This window comes from Chloroflexota bacterium (assembly GCA_026708035.1).
Taxonomy (GTDB): domain Bacteria; phylum Chloroflexota; class UBA11872; order UBA11872; family UBA11872; genus JAJECS01.
Genome location: JAPOVQ010000015.1, coordinates 21,336 through 39,289, shown reverse-complemented (window position 1 = coordinate 39,289; position 17,954 = coordinate 21,336). Strand labels below are relative to the sequence as shown.

At 68.6% G+C, this 17,954-nt stretch carries 15 protein-coding genes and 1 CRISPR repeat array; of the genes, 11 read left to right on the top strand and 4 right to left on the bottom strand.

The features are described 5' to 3' along the window. The first annotated feature begins 31 nt into the window (after positions 1–31). The 9 genes from OXG33_07210 (at position 32) to OXG33_07170 (ending at position 8,827) form a co-directional block, all read left to right on the top strand. On the top strand, positions 32–1,447 hold the full coding sequence (locus tag OXG33_07210) for an amidase (protein MCY4113707.1): 1,416 nt from the start codon (positions 32–34) through the stop codon (positions 1,445–1,447). Between the two features lie 119 nt (positions 1,448–1,566). Then, the gene (locus OXG33_07205) at positions 1,567–2,688 is read left to right on the top strand and encodes a citrate synthase (protein ID MCY4113706.1); all 1,122 of its coding nucleotides are present in this window, start codon (positions 1,567–1,569) and stop codon (positions 2,686–2,688) included. A 217-nt stretch (positions 2,689–2,905) separates the two neighbouring features. Continuing rightward, positions 2,906–3,040 carry a 50S ribosomal protein L34 gene (rpmH, locus tag OXG33_07200; GenBank protein ID MCY4113705.1) on the top strand — a complete coding sequence of 45 codons (135 nt, stop codon included), beginning with the start codon at positions 2,906–2,908 and terminating at the stop codon, positions 3,038–3,040. A 48-nt stretch (positions 3,041–3,088) separates the two neighbouring features. Continuing rightward, the gene (rnpA, locus tag OXG33_07195) at positions 3,089–3,439 is read left to right on the top strand and encodes a ribonuclease P protein component (protein ID MCY4113704.1); all 351 of its coding nucleotides are present in this window, start codon (positions 3,089–3,091) and stop codon (positions 3,437–3,439) included. Then, complete coding sequence (gene yidD / locus OXG33_07190) at positions 3,436–3,645, top strand: membrane protein insertion efficiency factor YidD (protein MCY4113703.1); 210 nt, start codon at positions 3,436–3,438, stop codon at positions 3,643–3,645. The genes rnpA and yidD overlap by 4 nt, the downstream gene beginning before the upstream one ends. 15 nt (positions 3,646–3,660) lie before the next feature. Further along, positions 3,661–5,301, top strand: coding sequence for a membrane protein insertase YidC (yidC, locus tag OXG33_07185; protein MCY4113702.1), 1,641 nt, complete (start codon positions 3,661–3,663; stop codon positions 5,299–5,301). Further along, entirely contained in the window at positions 5,294–6,169 is an 876-nt protein-coding gene (locus tag OXG33_07180; GenBank protein ID MCY4113701.1) for a Jag N-terminal domain-containing protein, read from the top strand. The genes yidC and OXG33_07180 overlap by 8 nt, the downstream gene beginning before the upstream one ends. Before the next feature lie 103 nt (positions 6,170–6,272). Continuing rightward, a complete protein-coding gene (locus OXG33_07175; protein ID MCY4113700.1) occupies positions 6,273–7,139 on the top strand; it encodes a PfkB family carbohydrate kinase in 867 nt (288 codons plus the stop codon). After that, positions 7,136–8,827: an NFACT RNA binding domain-containing protein gene (locus OXG33_07170; GenBank protein ID MCY4113699.1), complete on the top strand. Its 1,692-nt coding sequence runs from the start codon at positions 7,136–7,138 to the stop codon at positions 8,825–8,827. Before OXG33_07175 ends, OXG33_07170 begins: the two co-directional genes overlap by 4 nt. 145 nt (positions 8,828–8,972) lie before the next feature. Here the strand turns inward: OXG33_07170 and mutM are convergent, their stop codons facing one another. After that, the gene (mutM, locus tag OXG33_07165; GenBank protein MCY4113698.1) at positions 8,973–9,794 is read right to left on the bottom strand and encodes a bifunctional DNA-formamidopyrimidine glycosylase/DNA-(apurinic or apyrimidinic site) lyase; all 822 of its coding nucleotides are present in this window, start codon (positions 9,792–9,794) and stop codon (positions 8,973–8,975) included. Between the two features lie 20 nt (positions 9,795–9,814). Between mutM and OXG33_07160 the strand changes: the two genes are divergently transcribed. Then, entirely contained in the window at positions 9,815–10,441 is a 627-nt protein-coding gene (locus tag OXG33_07160) for a VTT domain-containing protein (GenBank protein ID MCY4113697.1), read from the top strand. Positions 10,442–10,469: 28 nt separating this feature from the next. On the opposite strand, the gene OXG33_07155 is transcribed toward OXG33_07160, so the two are convergent. Beyond that, positions 10,470–12,569, bottom strand: a complete 2,100-nt coding sequence (locus OXG33_07155; GenBank protein ID MCY4113696.1) for a recombinase family protein — start codon at positions 12,567–12,569, stop codon at positions 10,470–10,472. A 426-nt stretch (positions 12,570–12,995) separates the two neighbouring features. Between OXG33_07155 and OXG33_07150 the strand changes: the two genes are divergently transcribed. Then, entirely contained in the window at positions 12,996–13,874 is an 879-nt protein-coding gene (locus tag OXG33_07150) for a hypothetical protein (protein MCY4113695.1), read from the top strand. A gap of 351 nt (positions 13,875–14,225) precedes the next feature. Further along, positions 14,226–16,084: a CRISPR direct-repeat array (repeat unit 28 nt; unit sequence GGTCTATCCCCGCGCCTGCGGGGGAACC). A 325-nt stretch (positions 16,085–16,409) separates the two neighbouring features. Here the strand turns inward: OXG33_07150 and cas2e are convergent. Further along, positions 16,410–16,697, bottom strand: a complete 288-nt coding sequence (gene cas2e / locus OXG33_07145; GenBank protein ID MCY4113694.1) for a type I-E CRISPR-associated endoribonuclease Cas2e — start codon at positions 16,695–16,697, stop codon at positions 16,410–16,412. Further along, a complete protein-coding gene (gene cas1e / locus OXG33_07140; GenBank protein ID MCY4113693.1) occupies positions 16,694–17,623 on the bottom strand; it encodes a type I-E CRISPR-associated endonuclease Cas1e in 930 nt (309 codons plus the stop codon). The genes cas2e and cas1e overlap by 4 nt, the downstream gene beginning before the upstream one ends. Positions 17,624–17,954: the final 331 nt, after the last annotated feature.

Sequence of the window (17,954 nt, the reverse complement as noted above, 5' to 3'; positions counted from 1 at the left end):
CGTGGCCGAAAGACCCTATGGAGCCGCCGCCATGTCACCCGACGATCTGGCCTACGCGCGCGCCGTTGACATTTCGCGCTGGATTCGCGGCGGCGAGCTGACCTCGCGCGAGGCGGTGACGGCCAGCCTGGACCGGATCGAAGCCGCCGACGCACGCCTGCACGCGTTTGTGGACCTGGCGCCCGAGCAAGCGCTGGCCGCGGCCGCCGAGGCGGACGCCGCCGTGGACCGCGGCGATTTCCTCGGACCGCTGCACGGCGTGCCGGTGGCCGTCAAGGTGCAGGTGCAGGTGCGGGGGATGGCGTTCCACCGAGGCTCACGACTGTTCGGGGATGACGTGGGCGAGCGCGACGCCCCAGCGGTCGAGCGCCTCAAACAGGCCGGCGCCATCATCGTTGGCATGACGGCAATGCCCGAGTTCGGGCACCTGGCCTTCGCCCACAACCCCATGGGCCCGACCACGCGCAATCCCTGGAGCCACGCCCATACCTGCGGCGGGTCGAGCAGCGGCTCTGCCGTTGCGCTCGCCGCCGGCTACGTGCCGCTGGTGCTCGGCTCCGACGGCGGCGGGTCCATTCGCATCCCCGCCAGCTGTTGCGGCGTGTTCGGCCACAAGCCCTCCCTGGGCCGGGTGCCGTATGTGCCCATCGTCGGCGGCCGCGACGCGGTTTCGCACTTGGGTCCCATGGCGCGCTCGGCGGTGGACATGGCCCTTGGGCTGGCGATCATTGCCGGTCCGCACGAGGACGACCTGATCACGCTGCCGCCCGACGAGGCCGACTACCGCGAGGCGGCGGTCGCCGGGGCCGACGGCGCCCGGGTGGCGTGGGCGCCGCAGCTGGCCGCCGATGTGGTCGACACCGAGGTGGTGGACATCTGCACGGCCGCGCTCGATGCCTTTCGCGCGGCCGGGTGTGAGCTTGCCACCGTTCCGCCGATGCTCAGCGACGCGACCCGCGAATGGGCCACCCTGTTCACCACCCTCCTCGCCGCCCAGGTGGGGCACCGGATGGACGAGGTGCGGGCCGTCAGCGAGCCCAGCCTGCTGGCGGCGGCTGAAGCCGGGCTGGCGGCGTCCGGCATGGAGATGATGGCGGCCGGCTCGGCGCGGCGCCGTCTCTGGGCCGAGATGGCCGACCTCTTCGCGCAGCACGACGTATTGGTGACGCCCACGCTCCTGATGCCGCCGCTCCCGATCGACGAACCGGACGGCAGGCCCGCCGACCCCAACGTCTGGGCCCAACGCTGGTTCCGCCACGTCTACCCCTTCAACATGACCGGCCAGCCGGCGGCCACCGTTCCCGCCGGCGTCACGCGCGCCGGACTCCCGGTCGGGCTTCAGATCGTCGGCGCCCGCCATGCCGACGCCGACGTGCTGCGCTTCGCGGCGGCCTTTGACGCCCACTGGCCCGCGGCGCGCATGCAGCCGCCGGGCGGGGAGGCGTAGCGCGCCATCGGCTACCATGACTCGGAAAAATGACGTAGCCGGGCTGGCCCCGCCTTCCGTGTCCTCCGCATTGGCGGGTGGCGGCGCGCCGGGCGCGCTCGGCTCATGAAGGACAGGCGATGACCAGTCGCTCCGGTGGCCTCGAAGGGGTCGTGGCCGGTACCTCGGCGATCAGTTCGATCGACGGTCTGGCCGGCAAGCTCACCTATCGCGGGATCGATATCTTCGATCTGGCCAGTGACGCCACGTTTGAAGAAGTGGCGCACCTGCTTTGGCACGACGAGTTGCCGACGCAGAGCCAGCTCGACGGGCTGCTCAACGAGCTGTCCGCGGCCTATGCCCTGCCGCCGCCGGTCGTCGACGCCTTGCGCCTCGTCCCGCAGTCAACGCCGCCGATGGACGCCTTGCGCAGCGGAGTCTCCATGTTGGGCGCGTTTGATCCCGACCTTGGCGACAACTCCCTCGAGGCCAACGCTCGCAAGTCGGTGCGCCTTCTCGCGCAGGTGTCGGCCGTCGTGGCCACCTTCGCCCGGCTCGCGGCCGGCAATGAGCCGATCACCTCGGCGGAAGGCCCGGTCGCCGACGCGTTCCTCCAGATGTACACCGGGGAGCGCCCCGACGAAACCGCGGCCCGCGCCCTCGACGTGCTGCTGGTCTTGCAGGCCGACCACGAGCTCAACGCCAGCACCTTCGCCGGGCGGGTGATCGCCGCCACGCTTTCCGACATGCACTCGGCCGTGACCGGCGCCATCGGCGCGCTCCGAGGCCCCCTGCACGGCGGCGCCAACCAGGGCGTGATGGAGATGCTGATCGAAATAGGCTCGCCCGACGTGGCCGAGGACTGGGTGCGCGAGCGCCTGGCCCGCCGCGAGCTGATCATGGGCTTTGGGCACCGGGTCTACAAGACCGCCGACCCGCGCGCCACGATCCTTCGCGGCATGTCCCGGGAGCTCAGCCGCACCTCCGGCCACCCCGAGTGGTTCGAGATTTCCCAGGTGATCGAGCGCGTGATGATGGATGAGAAGGGCATCGACTCCAACGTGGACTTCTTCTCCGCCACGGTCTACGCCGCGCTGGGGCTGCCGGTGAATCTGTTCACGCCGATCTTCGCCATGAGCCGCACCAGCGGGTGGACCGCCCACGTGCTGGAACAGCTTGGCGACAACCGGCTGATTCGACCCCGCGCCGAGTACATCGGGCACACGGATCGGGCCTACACCCCCATGGCGGAGCGCGGCTAGCCGCCAGCGCCGGCCCAGTCCCTTCGCTCCGTCGCGGTCCGGCTCCCAAGGCGACACTCGCCAGTAGGCGTAGGGGCGGGTTTCAAACCCGCCCGTCGAGTGTCGCAAGCCCATCGGATCGTCCGGGCGGAAACACCGCGCCGGGAAGGGTCGAAAGCGCCGGCGGTGCTACACTTCACGCCTGCGGCATGTCTTGTCGCCGCGCATTTCCCCTCCGATGAAACGCACGTACCAGCCCAAGGTTCGCAAACGCAAGCGTGAGCACGGCTTTCGTGCCCGCATGTCTAGCCGGTCCGGGCGCGCGATTCTTCGCCGCCGGCGGCGTAAGGGTCGCAAGCGGCTCGCGGTCTAGGCTCCTGGCGCTCGGGATGGACAGCGGCTCCGTCGCTGCCGGCATGCCGTGAGCAAACGCCATCGGCTGCGAAGCGCCGCCGACATCTCGCGCGTGCGGCGCCGCGGAACGCGCGTGGCCTGCCCCTACTTCGTGCTGTTTGTCGCGCCCGGCGGCGCGGAGACGACCCGCCTGGCCATCACGGCGCCGCGCCGGCTCGGCACCGCGGTCGTCCGGAACCGCATGCGTCGCCGCTTGCGGGCGGCGTTTCGGCCGCACCTGGCAACGCCGCAACCGATCGTCGACATGGTGGCGCAGGCGCGCCGACCCGTGGCTGACGCGCCATGGGGCTGCCTGACGGGGGCTGTGGCCCAATCCCTGGCACAGGCGCGCGCCGCACACGTCCCGAGTCTGGCGTGAAACGTACGGTGCTCGTGGTGATTCGCGGCTACCAGCGGTGGCTGTCCGGCGGACTTGGCGCGCACTGCATCTACGAGCCGACGTGTTCCGAATTCGCCGCCGTCGCCGTCGAGCGCTACGGCGTGGTTCGGGGGCTCTGGCTCGCGCTGCGACGCATCGCGCGGTGCCATCCCTTCGCCGCCGGCGGCTTCGACCCGGTGCCGTAGCCGCGGGTCTGAGCCATGGAACTCTTCTCAAGCATCGGCGAAACCTGGCAGACGTGGGCCGTCAACCCACTCAGCGAGGTTCTCAATCTCATCCGCGACGGGGTCGGCAGCTACGCCATCGCGATCATCCTGTTCACGATCGCGATTCGGACGCTGATGATCCCGCTCACGGTGAAGCAGATCCGCTCACAACGGCGCATGCAGGTCCTGCAGCCCGAAATGGCGGAGATCCGCCGCAAGTTCAGGAACGACCGGCAGGCGCAGTCGCAAGCCACCATGAAGCTCTACAAGGAGCAGGGCGTCAGCCCGCTCTCGGGTTGCCTGCCCATCTTCGTGCAGCTGCCGATCCTGCTGGCGCTCTACGGGGGCATTCTCACGCTGAGCGGCCAGGGGCTGCTCAACGAGCAATTCCTCTGGTTCAACCTGGCGCGCGAGGATTCCACGATCCCGGTTCTTGGCGAATCCAGTCCCACGGCCCCCACCGACGTGCACCTGGCGACGACGTTTCCGATCACGCCGCTGGAGTCGCAGGTCGCGGCGGAATTTGCCGGCCAAAACGCCAATTTCCGCTTCACCATCGATACCGTCGACCCCGCCAATTCGGCGGCCGCGGTCACCAGTGGACGCGCGAGCGCGGCGTTTGTCGAAGAGCGACAGGCGCTCGCCGACTATCCGCCGGGCACCACGGAAGCTCGGCTCGTGCAGGCGGCCGCGTTCGTGGTGGAGCGCGATCGGCCGCTCACGCGGCTCACCAAGATCGAAGCCGCCCAGATTCTGCGAGGCGAGATCACCGATTGGTCGCAGCTCGGCCTGCCCGCCGGCCCAATCAATGTCTTTGGCCTCGGAAACGATGTTGGAACCCGAAACCTGCTCTCGGAGATGCTCCTCGACGGCGAGCCCATCCCGCCGCGGATCATCCAGCTGCGGGCGACGGTCGAAGACTACATCGCGGAACTTATCGCCGATCCCGGATCGCTCGGCATCTCCGGGCCGGTCGTGCATGACAACGTGCGCATGGTCAACGTCGAGGCCGAAGGCGCCGACCGCGCGTTTTCCGCGAACGTGGCGGCGCTGCGTGACGAGAACTACTTCCTCGCCCGCGACGCCTACGTCTACTGGGCGCCAGGTGAATCCGACGGCGAGAAGTTCGTGCAGAAGTGGTGGGACAGCCGACAGGGGCAGACCGCCGCCGGCAACGCCGGATTCACGCGCATCCCCATCCAGCAAGACGTGTTCGGCACGGGAGGGTTCTATATCTCGCTGCTGGCGCTGCTGGCTGGCGCCTTCCAGTTCGTGCAGGCCCGGATGATGGCCTCGAAGACCGCCGAGGGACAGCAGGCGACGGTGAATCGGGTGATGCAATTCATGCCCATCATCGTGGTCATCTTCGCCTGGTCATTCCAGGCGGGCTTGGTGCTCTATTGGGTGATTTCCAGCATCATTGCCATCGTGCAGCAGTACTTCACCACCGGAACCGGCGCGCTGATTCCCGCGCACTGGCCCATCGCCCGCGACATGACGGCCCGCCCGGACGCCCCGACCCCGGCCAAGACATTGGAAGACACAGCAACCAGCGAAGCCGCGAGCCAACGCTCTGGTGAGGGCGTGGCGACGACCCCGCGGCGGCGGCGACGCCGAAGGAGGCGCAGTGGCTGACCATTCAACCGACTCTCCCGACGCTCCCGAGAGCGTGGAGGCCACCGGCGTCTCCGTCGAGGACGCGCTGCGCCAGGCCCTGCGGCAGCTCGATGCCACCATCGACGACGTTGACGTCGAGATTCTTTCCAGCGGCGGCTCGCGCCTGCTGCGTCGCGACGCCGAAGCCCGCGTGCGCGTGGTGCGCCGCGAACGGCCCTTTTCGGCCACCATCGACGAGACGGAGCACGAGCCCCCGGCCGAGCCCGAGCCCCCGGCCGAGCCCGAGCCGGAGCCCCCGGCACGCGCCGCCGAGCCATCCGAGGCGCAGGTGGAACCTTCTCCGCCTGCTCCGCCGGCGCCCGAACCCGTCCAGGAGCCCGTCGCGGAGCAACCCGCGCCCCGCGCCCGCCCGTCTCGCTCGCTGGTTGAGAGCGGCGAAGAGCTGCAGGACATCGTCGAAGACCTGCTGGTCGGCATGCTCGATCGCATGGGGTTCATCGCCGAGATCGAGCTCGTCGATGAGGACCCGCTGGCATACAACGTCGTCGGCGACGACGATTTCTCCAAGCTGATCGGCCGCCATGGGTCCACGCTGCGGTCGTTTGGCTACCTCATCAACCTCATGGCCGGACGGCAGCTGGGCCAGCCGTGCCGCGTGCTCATCGACGTCAACAGCTATCGGGCGCGCCGCGCGGATCACCTGCGCGAGCTGGCCGAGACCCTCGCCGATGAGGTCACCGAGACCCAAGAGCCCGTCACGCTGGAATCCATGCCCGCCAACGAGCGCCGGCTGATTCACGTGGCCCTGGCCGACGACGAAAACGTCCGCACCTACAGCATCGGCGAGGGCGACGAACGCCGGGTCGTGATCAGCCCGAAGGCTTAGCCGACCTCTTACCAGGTCCCTTCCCCCTGGAAGGGGGAAGGCTAGGATGGGGGTCAGTGCCCGAGGACCCACCTTGGGCTGGGCGGCCTCCCGCCCGTCAGCCGTGACTCACACTTCCGTGGTCAGCACACCGAGCCCGACCTACCTGACGGTCGGACACGTCACCCGCGATCTCCACCCGACGCGCTGGGAGTTCGGGGGGACGGCGTACTACAGCAGCCTCGCGGCGCAGCGCCTCGGAATGCGCGTCACGGCGCTCACACGGGCCGCCGCGGCGGACGCGCACGCGCTGGCCTCGACGCGCTCCGGCATTCGGTGGATCGCTCGCGCCGCTTCGGCGACGACCGCGATGCGCAACACCTATGGATTGCGAGGCCGAACCCAGCACGCGCCAGAAGTCGCCGCGCCCTTTGATGTCGCCGACCTGAAGGATCTGCCGCATGAGTTTTCGGTCGTGCACCTGGCGCCCGTTGTCGCGGAGATCGGCCCCGAACTGCTCGGCCACCTGCCGCGCGCCGATGTCACGGGCCTCACGGCGCAGGGCTTGCTCCGCCGCGTGGCCCCAAATGGCGCCGTGCACGGCCGAGACTGGACTGACGCCGTCGAATTCCTCGACGCCATTGACGTGCTCGTGCTGAGCAGCGAAGACATCGCATTCGACCCAACGTCCGGGATCGAACGTCTCCGGCGGGCCGCGGTCGGCGTGCTCACCCGGGGTCCGCTGCCGGTTCAGGTCTTCGCCGACGGCGGCTCTTCGGAGATACCCGTCCGCCAGGTCGCCGACGCCAGTCCAACCGGCGCCGGCGACGTGTTTGCGGCGGCGCTGTTCGTCGGCCTGCAGCGCTCGGGCAGGCTCGGGGAGGCCGTGCAGACCGCCGCCAGGGTTGCCACGGGCTGGGTCGAGCGCCGGTGGGAGGCCTTGCCTCCGACCCCGCCCGACCCGGAGATCCCGGCCCCCGACCAGCGATGAACTTCGACGTCCTCACACTGGCGGCGGTGCGGCGGGAAATCGAGGAACGGGCCGTCGGCGGGCGCATCCAGCGCGTCGTGTCGCCCGAGCCCAACCAGATCGGGCTTGAGATCTACGCCAAGCGCCGCGCCAATCACCTGCTGATCCAGGCCGGCCCGGTGAGTTCGCGGGTGCACTTCGTCCGCGGCCGCCTCCATGCCGGCAAGGCTCCGGCGAGTCCGTTGCTGCTGCTGCTGCGCAAGTGGGTGCGCGGCGGCCGTCTGGTCGCGGCGACGCAACTGCCCCTCGAACGAGTCTTGGAATTGCATGTGCGCGCGCGCCCCGATCCGAACGGGCCCGTGTCTGAGCACCGTCTGATCGTGGAGATCATCGGCCGTCAGGCCAACGTCATGCTGGTGGACGACCAAGGGCTGATCCGCGATGCGCTGCGGCGGGTCCCGGGCGACGGCGCGCGACGCCGCATCATGCCGCGGGCGCCGTATGAGCCACCCGCCCGACTGTCCCTGCCCGCCCCAAGCGTGGCCTCGCCCGCCGACGTGTCGGCGCGGACGGCTCCCGGCGTGCCGGCCTGGCGCGCCCTGCTGCAGGCCGTCGCGGGCGTGAGCCCCACGCTCGCTCGCGAGGCACTGGCGCGCGCGAATGTCGACCCCACAACGCCAAGTCTCGACGTTGCCGCGTGGCCCGACGTGCTCGGGGCGCTGCGCAAAATCGTTGCGGACCTCGATGCCGGCGCGACGCAGCCCTGCCTGGTGCCGATCGACGGCGGCTGGCAGGCCTTCGCCGCCTACCCGCTCACCCACCTGGACCGCCGCTGCCAACCGGCGGGTTCGATGAGCGAGGCGCTGGAGACCTTCTACGAGGCCGACGAGCCGGCGGCGTCCGTCGACACGGTGAAGTCGCGCGTGGTGGAGCCGCTCGATGCGGCCATTGCCCGCGTCGAGCGTCGGATCGCGTCGCTGCGCACGGCGGCCCCGACGGGCGCTGAGATCAGCGCCGCGCGAGCCGCCGGTTCGGCCCTGCTGGAGCACGCTCACCTGATTCCGCCCGGCACCGCGCACTTCGAGGTGAATGGACGGCAGCTCGAACTCGACCCGGCCAAATCGGTTGGCGTCAACGCCCAAACCTACTTCGCGCGCTATCGGGACTTGAAGCGCGCCGCGCGTTTGGTTCCGCGCAGGCTCCGACGGGCGGAGTTGGAGCTGGCCTATCTGCGGCAAGCGGCGGACGACCTGCGGCGCTCGGATTCACCGGCCGTATCGCGTCAGATCGAAGCCCTCCTGGCCGAGGCGGGCCACCTGCGCCGGCCGCGCCGCAGGCGGAGGGACCAACCGGCGGCGCCGAGAGAACGCCGCATCCGCGGACATCGTGTGCTGGCCGGCCGCACCGCGGACGAAAACCACCGCCTCACGTTCAAGGAATCCGCCCCCGACGACTTGTGGTTTCACGCCCGCAACATGCCGGGGGCGCACGTCCTGCTGCGCGATCCGGGCGACGACCCGGCGCCCGAGTTGGTGCACGCCGTGGCCCGCCTGGCCGCGCACCTGAGCGCCGGCCACGCTGCGACCGCCGTCGACGTGGATGTCACCCGCCGCCGCCACGTGCGCGCCATTCGCCGGGCCGGACCGGGTCAGGTCACCTACCGCCGCCACCGCACCCTCCGCGTCGCCCCGCTCGCGGACGACGGCTAAAGACCTGAGGAACGACTGGCCGGGTCCCCTTTTCCTGGATGGGGGAAGGCCAGGATGGGGGTCAGCGTCTGACGAGCCGGGTGGGGGTGGGTCTCAGACCGGCCCGTTCGCGGTCTTCCGAGCGCCGCAAGTGCCGCAGGCTCGCCTAACCCCGCAGGCGCTGGCACCGGGGGCAAATGTGCGTCCCCCGCTGCCCGATCACCAGCCGCTCTATGGCGCGGCCGCAGCGTGGACAGGGCTCGCCGGTGCGCTGAAAGACGTTCAGCCGCTCCTGGTACCGGCCGCGCTCGCCGCGGCTCCCAACGTGCGTGCGAAAGCTGGTGCCGCCGTGCTCGATGCCCGCCTGCAGCGTGGTCACGATCGCCTGCGCCAGGTTGTTCAGGCGGCGGCGGCTCAGCGACCCCGCCGGCGTGTCCGGGTGGATGCGCGCCAGCCACAGCGCCTCGTCCGCGTAAATGTTCCCCACGCCGGCCACGATCCGCTGATCCAGCAGCGTGGGCTTGATGGCCCGACGACGATTGCGCACCGCGGCCTGCAGCGTGCGCCCGTCGAATCCCCGTTCGAGCGGCTCCGGTCCCAGATCGGCCAACAGCGCCTCGATGCCCGGCGGCGGCAGCAGCCAGGCCCTGCCGAAGCGCCGCATGTCCACGAAATGCAGCGCCGGCCCCTCGTCGAACGCAACCACCAGTCGCGTATGACCCACCGGATCGTCCGCCGGCCGCAAGAAGATGCGACCGCTCATCATCAGGTGCAGCACCAACGCGCCCTCTTCCAGGTGCAGCAGCAGGTACTTCCCGCGGCGGTCGATCAGTTGCACGGCTTTCCCGCGAAGGCCGCGGCCGAAGCCCTCGACCGACGGCGCGTGGACTAGGCTTGCGTCGCGAACCTCCGCCCGCATCACGCGGCGACCCACGATGGTGGCGGCAAGATCACGTCGAATCGTCTCGACTTCAGGCAACTCGGGCATGACCGCCTTGAGCGATACCGATGACGGCTGAGGATACGAACCCCGCCTCGCCGCCGGCGGGCGCCGGGGCGGCGACTCCCGCCGAATCCACGCCCCGCCTGCCCAGCCGGCGGTTGCTGTGGCTGCAAATCGTGCTGCTGGTCGTCGCCATGGGGGGCAGCATCGCCGCCATCCCGTTCGCCGGCGAAATCCGCGCGGTCGGGGTGGCCGGATTCCTCCTGCTGTTCATCCTGTCGGTGCAATCCGGGGCGCTGTTCATGCTTCCTGGATTCGGATTCGCCAGCATCGGCGCCTTCACCATTGTGTTCGGCGACCCGTGGCTGCCGGCGCTGGTGGGAACCACGGGTCAGGTCATCGGCGAGATGGTGTCGTATCTCCTGGGAGCCACGGGATCGCCCTGGATCAGGCGACAACGGGCCTACCAGCGGGTCGAGGATTGGATCAAGCGTTGGGGCCTGCTGGTGGTATTCGTCATCGCCGCCACGCCGAACCCGGTGTTCGACATCGCGGGCGCGGTAGCCGGCGCCGCCGGCCTCGGCTGGAAGCGCTTCTTCGTCGCTTCATGGGCGGGACGCCTCATCAAGAACGTCCTCATCGCTTTCCTCGCCCTCGGCGGCGCGGCCCTCTTCGAGCGGTGGTTGAGCTAGGAAAGTCCTGATCAAGTCCGCTCCCCCTCTAAGGGGCCCTTGTGTAGTCCCTTCCATGGAGCCTGGAGCGCAGGTCCGGCCCCCTCTCCCCTGGAGGGATAGGGTTGCGGTGAGGGGATCCCAGGCTCGGGCATGGGACGCCACGCCGCACCCAATGGCGACGTGAGCCATCAGCCCTGTGATTATGCACTGATGCGAAAATAGTATGCTCTGCATAATGCGAACCACCATTTCGCTCGACGACCAACTGGCCCGACGCGTAGGCCGGGAAGCCGCCGCGCGGGGCTTGAGCGTGAGCGCCTTCATCGCGCAGACCCTGGACGATGCGCTCAAGCGCCGCGAACCAACCCCCGCGCCGCCGTTTCAACTCGTGACCGTTCGCGGCAGTCGACCGCGTCGCGGCGTGAATCTCGATCGGCCACGCTCGCTTGACGCCCGTGACGATCAAGATCAGTACAGCCCCCGGGGCGCCTGACCGCGAATGCTGCTGCCGGACGTCAACGTCCTGATCTACGCGCACGTCGAGGATTCGAGTCCCGATCACCCCACCAGACTTGACGGTAGACAGTACCGGGCCGTGGAGTGCGACTTCCTCAGCTCTCGCGCCTCGTATGGGGCTAGCTTCCGCCATCGGGATGGTGTATCGAAGGAGAGCATTGCCCGGCCTCACGATGATCTCCTTGACGAAGCTCTGGATGAAGGCACGCCGCTCAGTCAGCTCGCTCTCGTTCAGGATCGAGCTCAGGTCCTGGGCGTAGGCGGTGATGGTCTCCACGTCGTCCAGGACGACGCGCCGCTCTGCGAGCATGGCCCGGCCCTCTGCCGCCGTCGCCTCCAGCTTCGCCTGCCGATCTCGGTGGCTCCTGATGCGGGGCTTGAAGTCGTCGATGTCCAAGTCGGTGGTTTCCGCCAGGTCATAGAGCCGGTCCAGCCGGCGCTTCACGTCCACGAGCTCCGCGTCGATGGTCGTCAGCCGCTGGCGCTGCTCCCGAGCCACCCCGTCCATCTCCTCGTCCACCAGCCGTACCAACTCCCTGATGTTGCGCTCGGTCAGGATGTGCTCCCGAATCTCTCCCACGACCATCGCCTCGAAACGCCGGGCGTTGAGCCTGGGGGCGTCGCAGGCCCCGCGGCCGCGCTTCATCAACGACTGGCAGACGTAGTAGGCAAACCGACCGCTCTTGGAGTCTTGGCCGGAGAGGGCGCGGTCGCAGCGCTGGCACTTGACCAAGCCGCTGAGCAGATAGGAGCTGCTCACCCGGCGGGGGTGCGTCCTCCTGGGCGCCCGTGCGCGCAGCGTCCGATTCACCCGGCGGAACTGGGTCGTGGAGATGATGGCGGGGAATGCCTGCTCCACCCGCACGGGCTCGGCATGGTCCTTCGCATTCGTGCCCCAGACCAGCGTGCCGGTGTACGCCTCGTTGCGAAGGATGTTGTGGACGCCGGTCTTGGACCAGAGCCGGCCGGTGGGGTTGGCGATGCCCTCGGCGTTGAGGGTCTTGGTGATGTCGAGCACGCTTCGGCCCGACTCCGTCATGGCGAAGATGCGCCGGACCACCGGAGACGTTGCCGCATTGGGTTGCAGCTTCGGGCGCTTCTTGGCCCCATCCGGTACCGGGATCTTGTCGTAGCCATAGGGCACCCGGCTGGCCACCCAGAAGCCGCGGGACGCAGCCTCGCGCATGCCGCGGATGACCTCCTGCGCCAGGTTCTCGCTATAGAACTCGTCCACGCTTTCGATGATGGCTTCCATCAGTTTGCCGGTCGGGGAGTCGTCGGCGGGCTCGGTAATGGAGATCACCCGGATGCCCTTGCGTCGCAGCATGGATTTGAAGGCCACGGCATGCTCCCGTTTGCGGGTGAAGCGGGAGAACTTCCAGACCAGGATCTCTTGGAAGGGCGCGTTGGGCCGGCTGGCGGCCTCCAACATCCGGCGAAACTGGGGACGGTCAGCAACGCGGCCGCTCTCCGCCTCGTCCACGTACTCGCGGGCGACGACGTAGCCGTGCTGCGCGGCATGGGTGCGCAGCGCCCGCAGCTGGGCGGCCACGGATAGGTCTACGTCCTGGCGGTCGCTAGAGACTCGCGCGTACAGGGCCACCGGTCGGTCTTCAGGTTGTCGCGTCATGGGCATGTCTCCCTCGTCCTTCGCATCTCGCTCGCCATCTGTCGGCCGGTGGCTGTTCACTCGGCGCCTACGCCTCGTCCATCTCGCCCGTCGCCGCCGCACGCAGACCTTCCGCCTATTGTGCGACACGGGGCGGCTGACATGGCCGCGTCCCGCGGGGCCCGAGCGGCCCCGCCCGTGAGTCTGACGACCCGCCCGCCTCTATGTCATGGCCTGTGAGGGGGCCTGCGCACAGGCCCCTCTCACAAGGTCTACACGTTGGCGGACGCCGCGTGATGTCATGGGGGTGTACAGATAATCAAGGAAAGTTGCACAAGTGCACGGGCGTCGTGGATCAGGTGTAGCCGGGGGCTATGCGAGCGGCGGGCTACACCCCAGCAAGTACCCCAGCATAAGGCTCGGTTGCACCGCGAATTGCAGAAGTGCATGGGCCTTTTCCAGGCGGACGTGGCGCTGGCCAGCGGCTGGCAGTGGCCAACGCTGCGGACGACAGGGGACGGGATGACCGGTCCGCTCCCGCCGGAGGCGCGCGGCCGCCGCGAGGCGGACGCGCAGCTCCTGGCCCTATTGGACGACCTGGTGCACGCCGAGGGCCGACTCAAGGCGGCGCAGGCGCTGGGGGTCAACTACCGCACGTTGGTCAAGGTCGTTGAGTCGGGCCGGCTGTCGCGGCGCATGCGCGACGCCCTGGAGCGGCGGCAACTGGCCGACCGCGAGGCCACCGCGACCCAGCAGCGGGACGAGATTCAGGCCTTGGCGCGGCGGCTGGCGGAGCTGGAGGCGCGGGTGACGGCGGTGGAGCGCGCGCGACGCGGCTCGGACGACGGCGGGGATGAGCGACGGGCGGTGGCCGTGCCGGCCCGCCGGGTGGCGCGGCTGGAGCGGAGTCAGGGCACGCGGACGGCCGTCAGGGCCGAGGCCCCGACGCCTGAGCAGCCATGGGCGGTTGACGACCCCAGCCGGATCGGCGTGGTCACCGACGACCCGCGCCCAGGCGAGGAAGTTTCCTACGGTCGGGGCATGGCGGCGGTGGTGGAGTGGCGGCGGTTGAACCGACGGCGCGAGGTTGGGACGAAGCTCGACCAGGTGACGACCCGCGAGCGGATCATGGCGTTGGAGATCGCCCTGATCGGGGAGTACGAGTTGACCCTGCCGCCGGACACGTATGCCATCCATCCGTCCGAGCGCGAGGGCTATCTGCGCTGGCGTCGGCGGGCGCTGGCGGACCTCCAGACGGAGCGGGCCCGGCGCGAACTGCTGCGCTGGGTCCGCCGGGTCCTCACCCTGGGGCTGTGGTGGCGGTAGATCGACGCGGCGTGCGTCTGGGGTAGGTCCCTGGGGGTGCGCCGGTGATGTTGCACTGGCGCAACTACGTGGGGCTGGGAGGTGCTGATCGCCTTCCAGCCCCCATCCGGTCGGCCATCCTCAAGGCGCTGTCAGGCTCTTGCCAGCGTTTCCTGCCCGAGAAACCTGGGGGCCCGTCCCCGCGCCCGGGACAGACCGCGGCGGATCGAGCCTCGCGCTCCGCGCGGTCGTCCATGAGAGATGAGCCGCAGCGGTCGTCGGCTCCGCGTTCCCGTACAGCTAAGCCACCGAGAATTGCATTCATGACCGGGCTGCCGAGCGCGATCACGGCGGCGTATACGCCTCGCCGCAGGTCTATCCCCGCGCCTGCGGGGGAACCGTCGTCGATGGGCTTGTCCACGCACGCCTTCTGGGTCTATCCCCGCGCCTGCGGGGGAACCACGTGGAAAGAGGGCAGCGCCGACGTGGTGGACGGTCTATCCCCGCGCCTGCGGGGGAACCGGCCGATCGTCGCCCGCCGGATCGCTTTCTTTGGGTCTATCCCCGCGCCTGCGGGGGAACCGTACGAACAAGCTCACTAATTTGCGATTTGCGAGGTCTATCCCCGCGCCTGCGGGGGAACCCCAGACGACGCGCGGCAACGCTGCTACGTCGCAGGTCTATCCCCGCGCCTGCGGGGGAACCCGACGCAGCTCTCGAGGTCGGAACGCTGCATCAGGTCTATCCCCGCGCCTGCGGGGGAACCTCGGTCGTATTACCGACTCTACGCCTAAATCACGGTCTATCCCCGCGCCTGCGGGGGAACCCCTTCGCTGATCGTGTCGCAGCCCGTGGTCGGGTGGTCTATCCCCGCGCCTGCGGGGGAACCTAATCAACCATTCGGCCATACCGAGACGCCATGGGTCTATCCCCGCGCCTGCGGGGGAACCGCGTGGCGACGGCGGGGACCGATGGGGCGACGGGGTCTATCCCCGCGCCTGCGGGGGAACCTATCTCGCCCCGTATGTAGGGGGTTGTGCCTACGGTCTATCCCCGCGCCTGCGGGGGAACCGATATCCGCCCGTGGCGCAACGACCGCAAGGACGGTCTATCCCCGCGCCTGCGGGGGAACCACCGTGACCGACGCCGATGGCGATACCGCGACGGGTCTATCCCCGCGCCTGCGGGGGAACCGATGGTGACCGCCAACACGCCGGTCGCCCGCTGGGTCTATCCCCGCGCCTGCGGGGGAACCACCCGATTCCACGTCCCGCGCACCAGCTTGACGGGTCTATCCCCGCGCCTGCGGGGGAACCGTGTAGGAGCCAGGAGACCCATGCCGGCTGAGGGGTCTATCCCCGCGCCTGCGGGGGAACCTTGAACTGCAGGCCCGCCTCGATGTACTGATGAGGTCTATCCCCGCGCCTGCGGGGGAACCTGCACGGTTGGGATTTTCACGTCGGCGGAGCGGGGTCTATCCCCGCGCCTGCGGGGGAACCGCAATCACGATTCGGCGACCTGCTTCATGGTGAGGTCTATCCCCGCGCCTGCGGGGGAACCCCAGACGATTGGGCCTGGGCCGGGTACCGGTGAGGTCTATCCCCGCGCCTGCGGGGGAACCACCCGCCATGCGTGGCCTCACCCCGCAGGATGGGGTCTATCCCCGCGCCTGCGGGGGAACCCACCTGGTGCTGCGCACGCGGGCTTATGACAAGGGTCTATCCCCGCGCCTGCGGGGGAACCCTGTTGTCAATGACCAGCTTCAAGACCGTATTCGGTCTATCCCCGCGCCTGCGGGGGAACCGTAGCGCTCAGATTGACGGCTTGATACCGGCTAGGTCTATCCCCGCGCCTGCGGGGGAACCTCTTGATACTTGTGAGTCCGGCGTTATCCATAAGGTCTATCCCCGCGCCTGCGGGGGAACCATCTGGACGGCGTCCTGCGCCTCGTAGTCATCGGGTCTATCCCCGCGCCTGCGGGGGAACCATTATGTAAATATCCGCGTCCATTGCCAGCGCCGGTCTATCCCCGCGCCTGCGGGGGAACCCCGCGGATCGTCCACCCGTTCGACCACTCGATGGGTCTATCCCCGCGCCTGCGGGGGAACCCTCCGGTGGCGGCACCGCGGTGGAGACTAGTGCGGTCTATCCCCGCGCCTGCGGGGGAACCCTCCACGCGCACTCCCAAGCGCAGGGCCGCGAGGGTCTATCCCCGCGCCTGCGGGGGAACCCCTTTCACGAATTGTGTACGGAGGATTGGGGCGCGTCAACTCGATCGACGATGACGGCACATATGGGACTAGGTCCCGTGCACAGCTCCGAAGGGCCCGCCCGGCTCAGTTGAGCCACACGTCATCTGCACACACCTCAAAGTGGAGCTTCGCGACCTAGAAGCCACTGCGAGGGATGGCGGAGCAGGTGTAGCGTCTCTGGGTCGGCAGCTGGCACTACCACCCCAAAAGACCCAAACAATGGTAATCAGGCGACGATGGGTACCTGCAACTAGCGTTCCACATGCTCCCAGAACCGTCGCCCAATGTGGCATTGAAGATGGCCCTATTGGTGCTTCACGAGGTAAACGCCGTCAGCATCGACAACGGTCTTGGGCGGGACGCCGAGAGTCAAGATTCGCTGCCTGGCCGGCACCCTGGGATCGCGCCACGTCATCACAATCGAGCCTTGGCCGAGCGTTGAGTGCCAGTCGGCAAGAACGTTCCAGATGCGGCCACGAATGCCGCTGGTCATGCGAGGAGATGTATAGACGCCGGGAGCGATCTCAAGCATCGTTGAGGCGAGGAATCCACGATACCGAGCTTGGACGTTTAATGTAACGACGACGGTCATGCTGGCGTGTCTGATGTACCAACAAGGTCAAACGACCCGAGGTCTGGCGCCTCGGTGTCGGCGAGAAGGACTTTGACCCTCTCGATCATTTTGGGAATTACGCGTTGGTTTTGGAGCATCGTGCCCGTAGTCCGTCTGGTATAGCGTTCGATGTCGACGGCTGGATTCGCCAGAGCGACCTTCGCGGCAGCGAAGGCGGAGGTAAGGAGGACCGTATCCCGAAAGAGATCGGCAATGTCTAGGACGAAGGCCGCGCCACTGTGTTCATGGATGAATCCGAGTTGCGGGATAGCGCCGACCGAGGCGACTGCGATCATGGCTGCTGAGGTCACGGCGGCGGAGGCGTGATTGATGGCTTGGTTGGGTAAGTCACCGAGGTTGGGGTTGGCTCGGTCGTACCTGCGACCCCTCCACGGAATGCCGTGGCGCTTGGCGAGATTCCGGTAAGTGCGCCTCATCCGTGCACCTTCGATGCCGCGGAGAGCGTCGAGGGATTGGTCGGGAAGCACTTCGCCGAGGCGCAGAGCGTACATCCGCCGGGCGATCGTGCGCCGATGTTGGGGATCAGCCCAGGCGAGGGCCTGCCTGCGCGCGATGTCCGAGGTGTCCGGCATCAGCGGTGGAGCAGAGTAGCACCGGACACCATCCTCGCCGATCGCGACGAGACCTGTTCCATGTCGGGCCATCAGCCGGAGTGCGTCATGGCTAACGGTCGAGCCCGGGCCGAGGAGGATCATCGAAAGGGCTTGGAAGGGAATGTCGTATTGTCCGAGTTTGAGAGGGCTCTCCGGATCGGGCGGACTCTTCCGTTCGAACCGAAGCGTGCCGTTGCGCACCGTGAGCGCACCACGAGAGAGCCAGAGCAATCCTTGGCGATCGGCGTGGGGGATGCGCGAGGCTTCAAGGCCGAGTCTGCCTGCCAGCATGATGGTTCTCCAAGTCAGGAGGTCAAGGCTCAGATCTGATGGTAAGCCTAGGCCCGATTCCGCATAGCCCTTGAGTAACCGAAGTCTGGCCCGCCACACGGCCTCAACGCGAATGCTGCCTCCGTGCCGGAGGGCGCAGGAGGAACATGCCATAGCCATAGGCGCGGTGGCGGCCGATTCCACGGGCGAGTAGCCCTCTGAAGCCATCTGGGTCGGTGATGGTGAGGGTGCCATGCAATACGGCGGTGGGGCCCTCGGTGGGATGTCGACCCGGCCGACGAATCACGCGGGTGCGCTGAAAGGACGCCAGGGAAGTGTCCTCGAGGCGCGC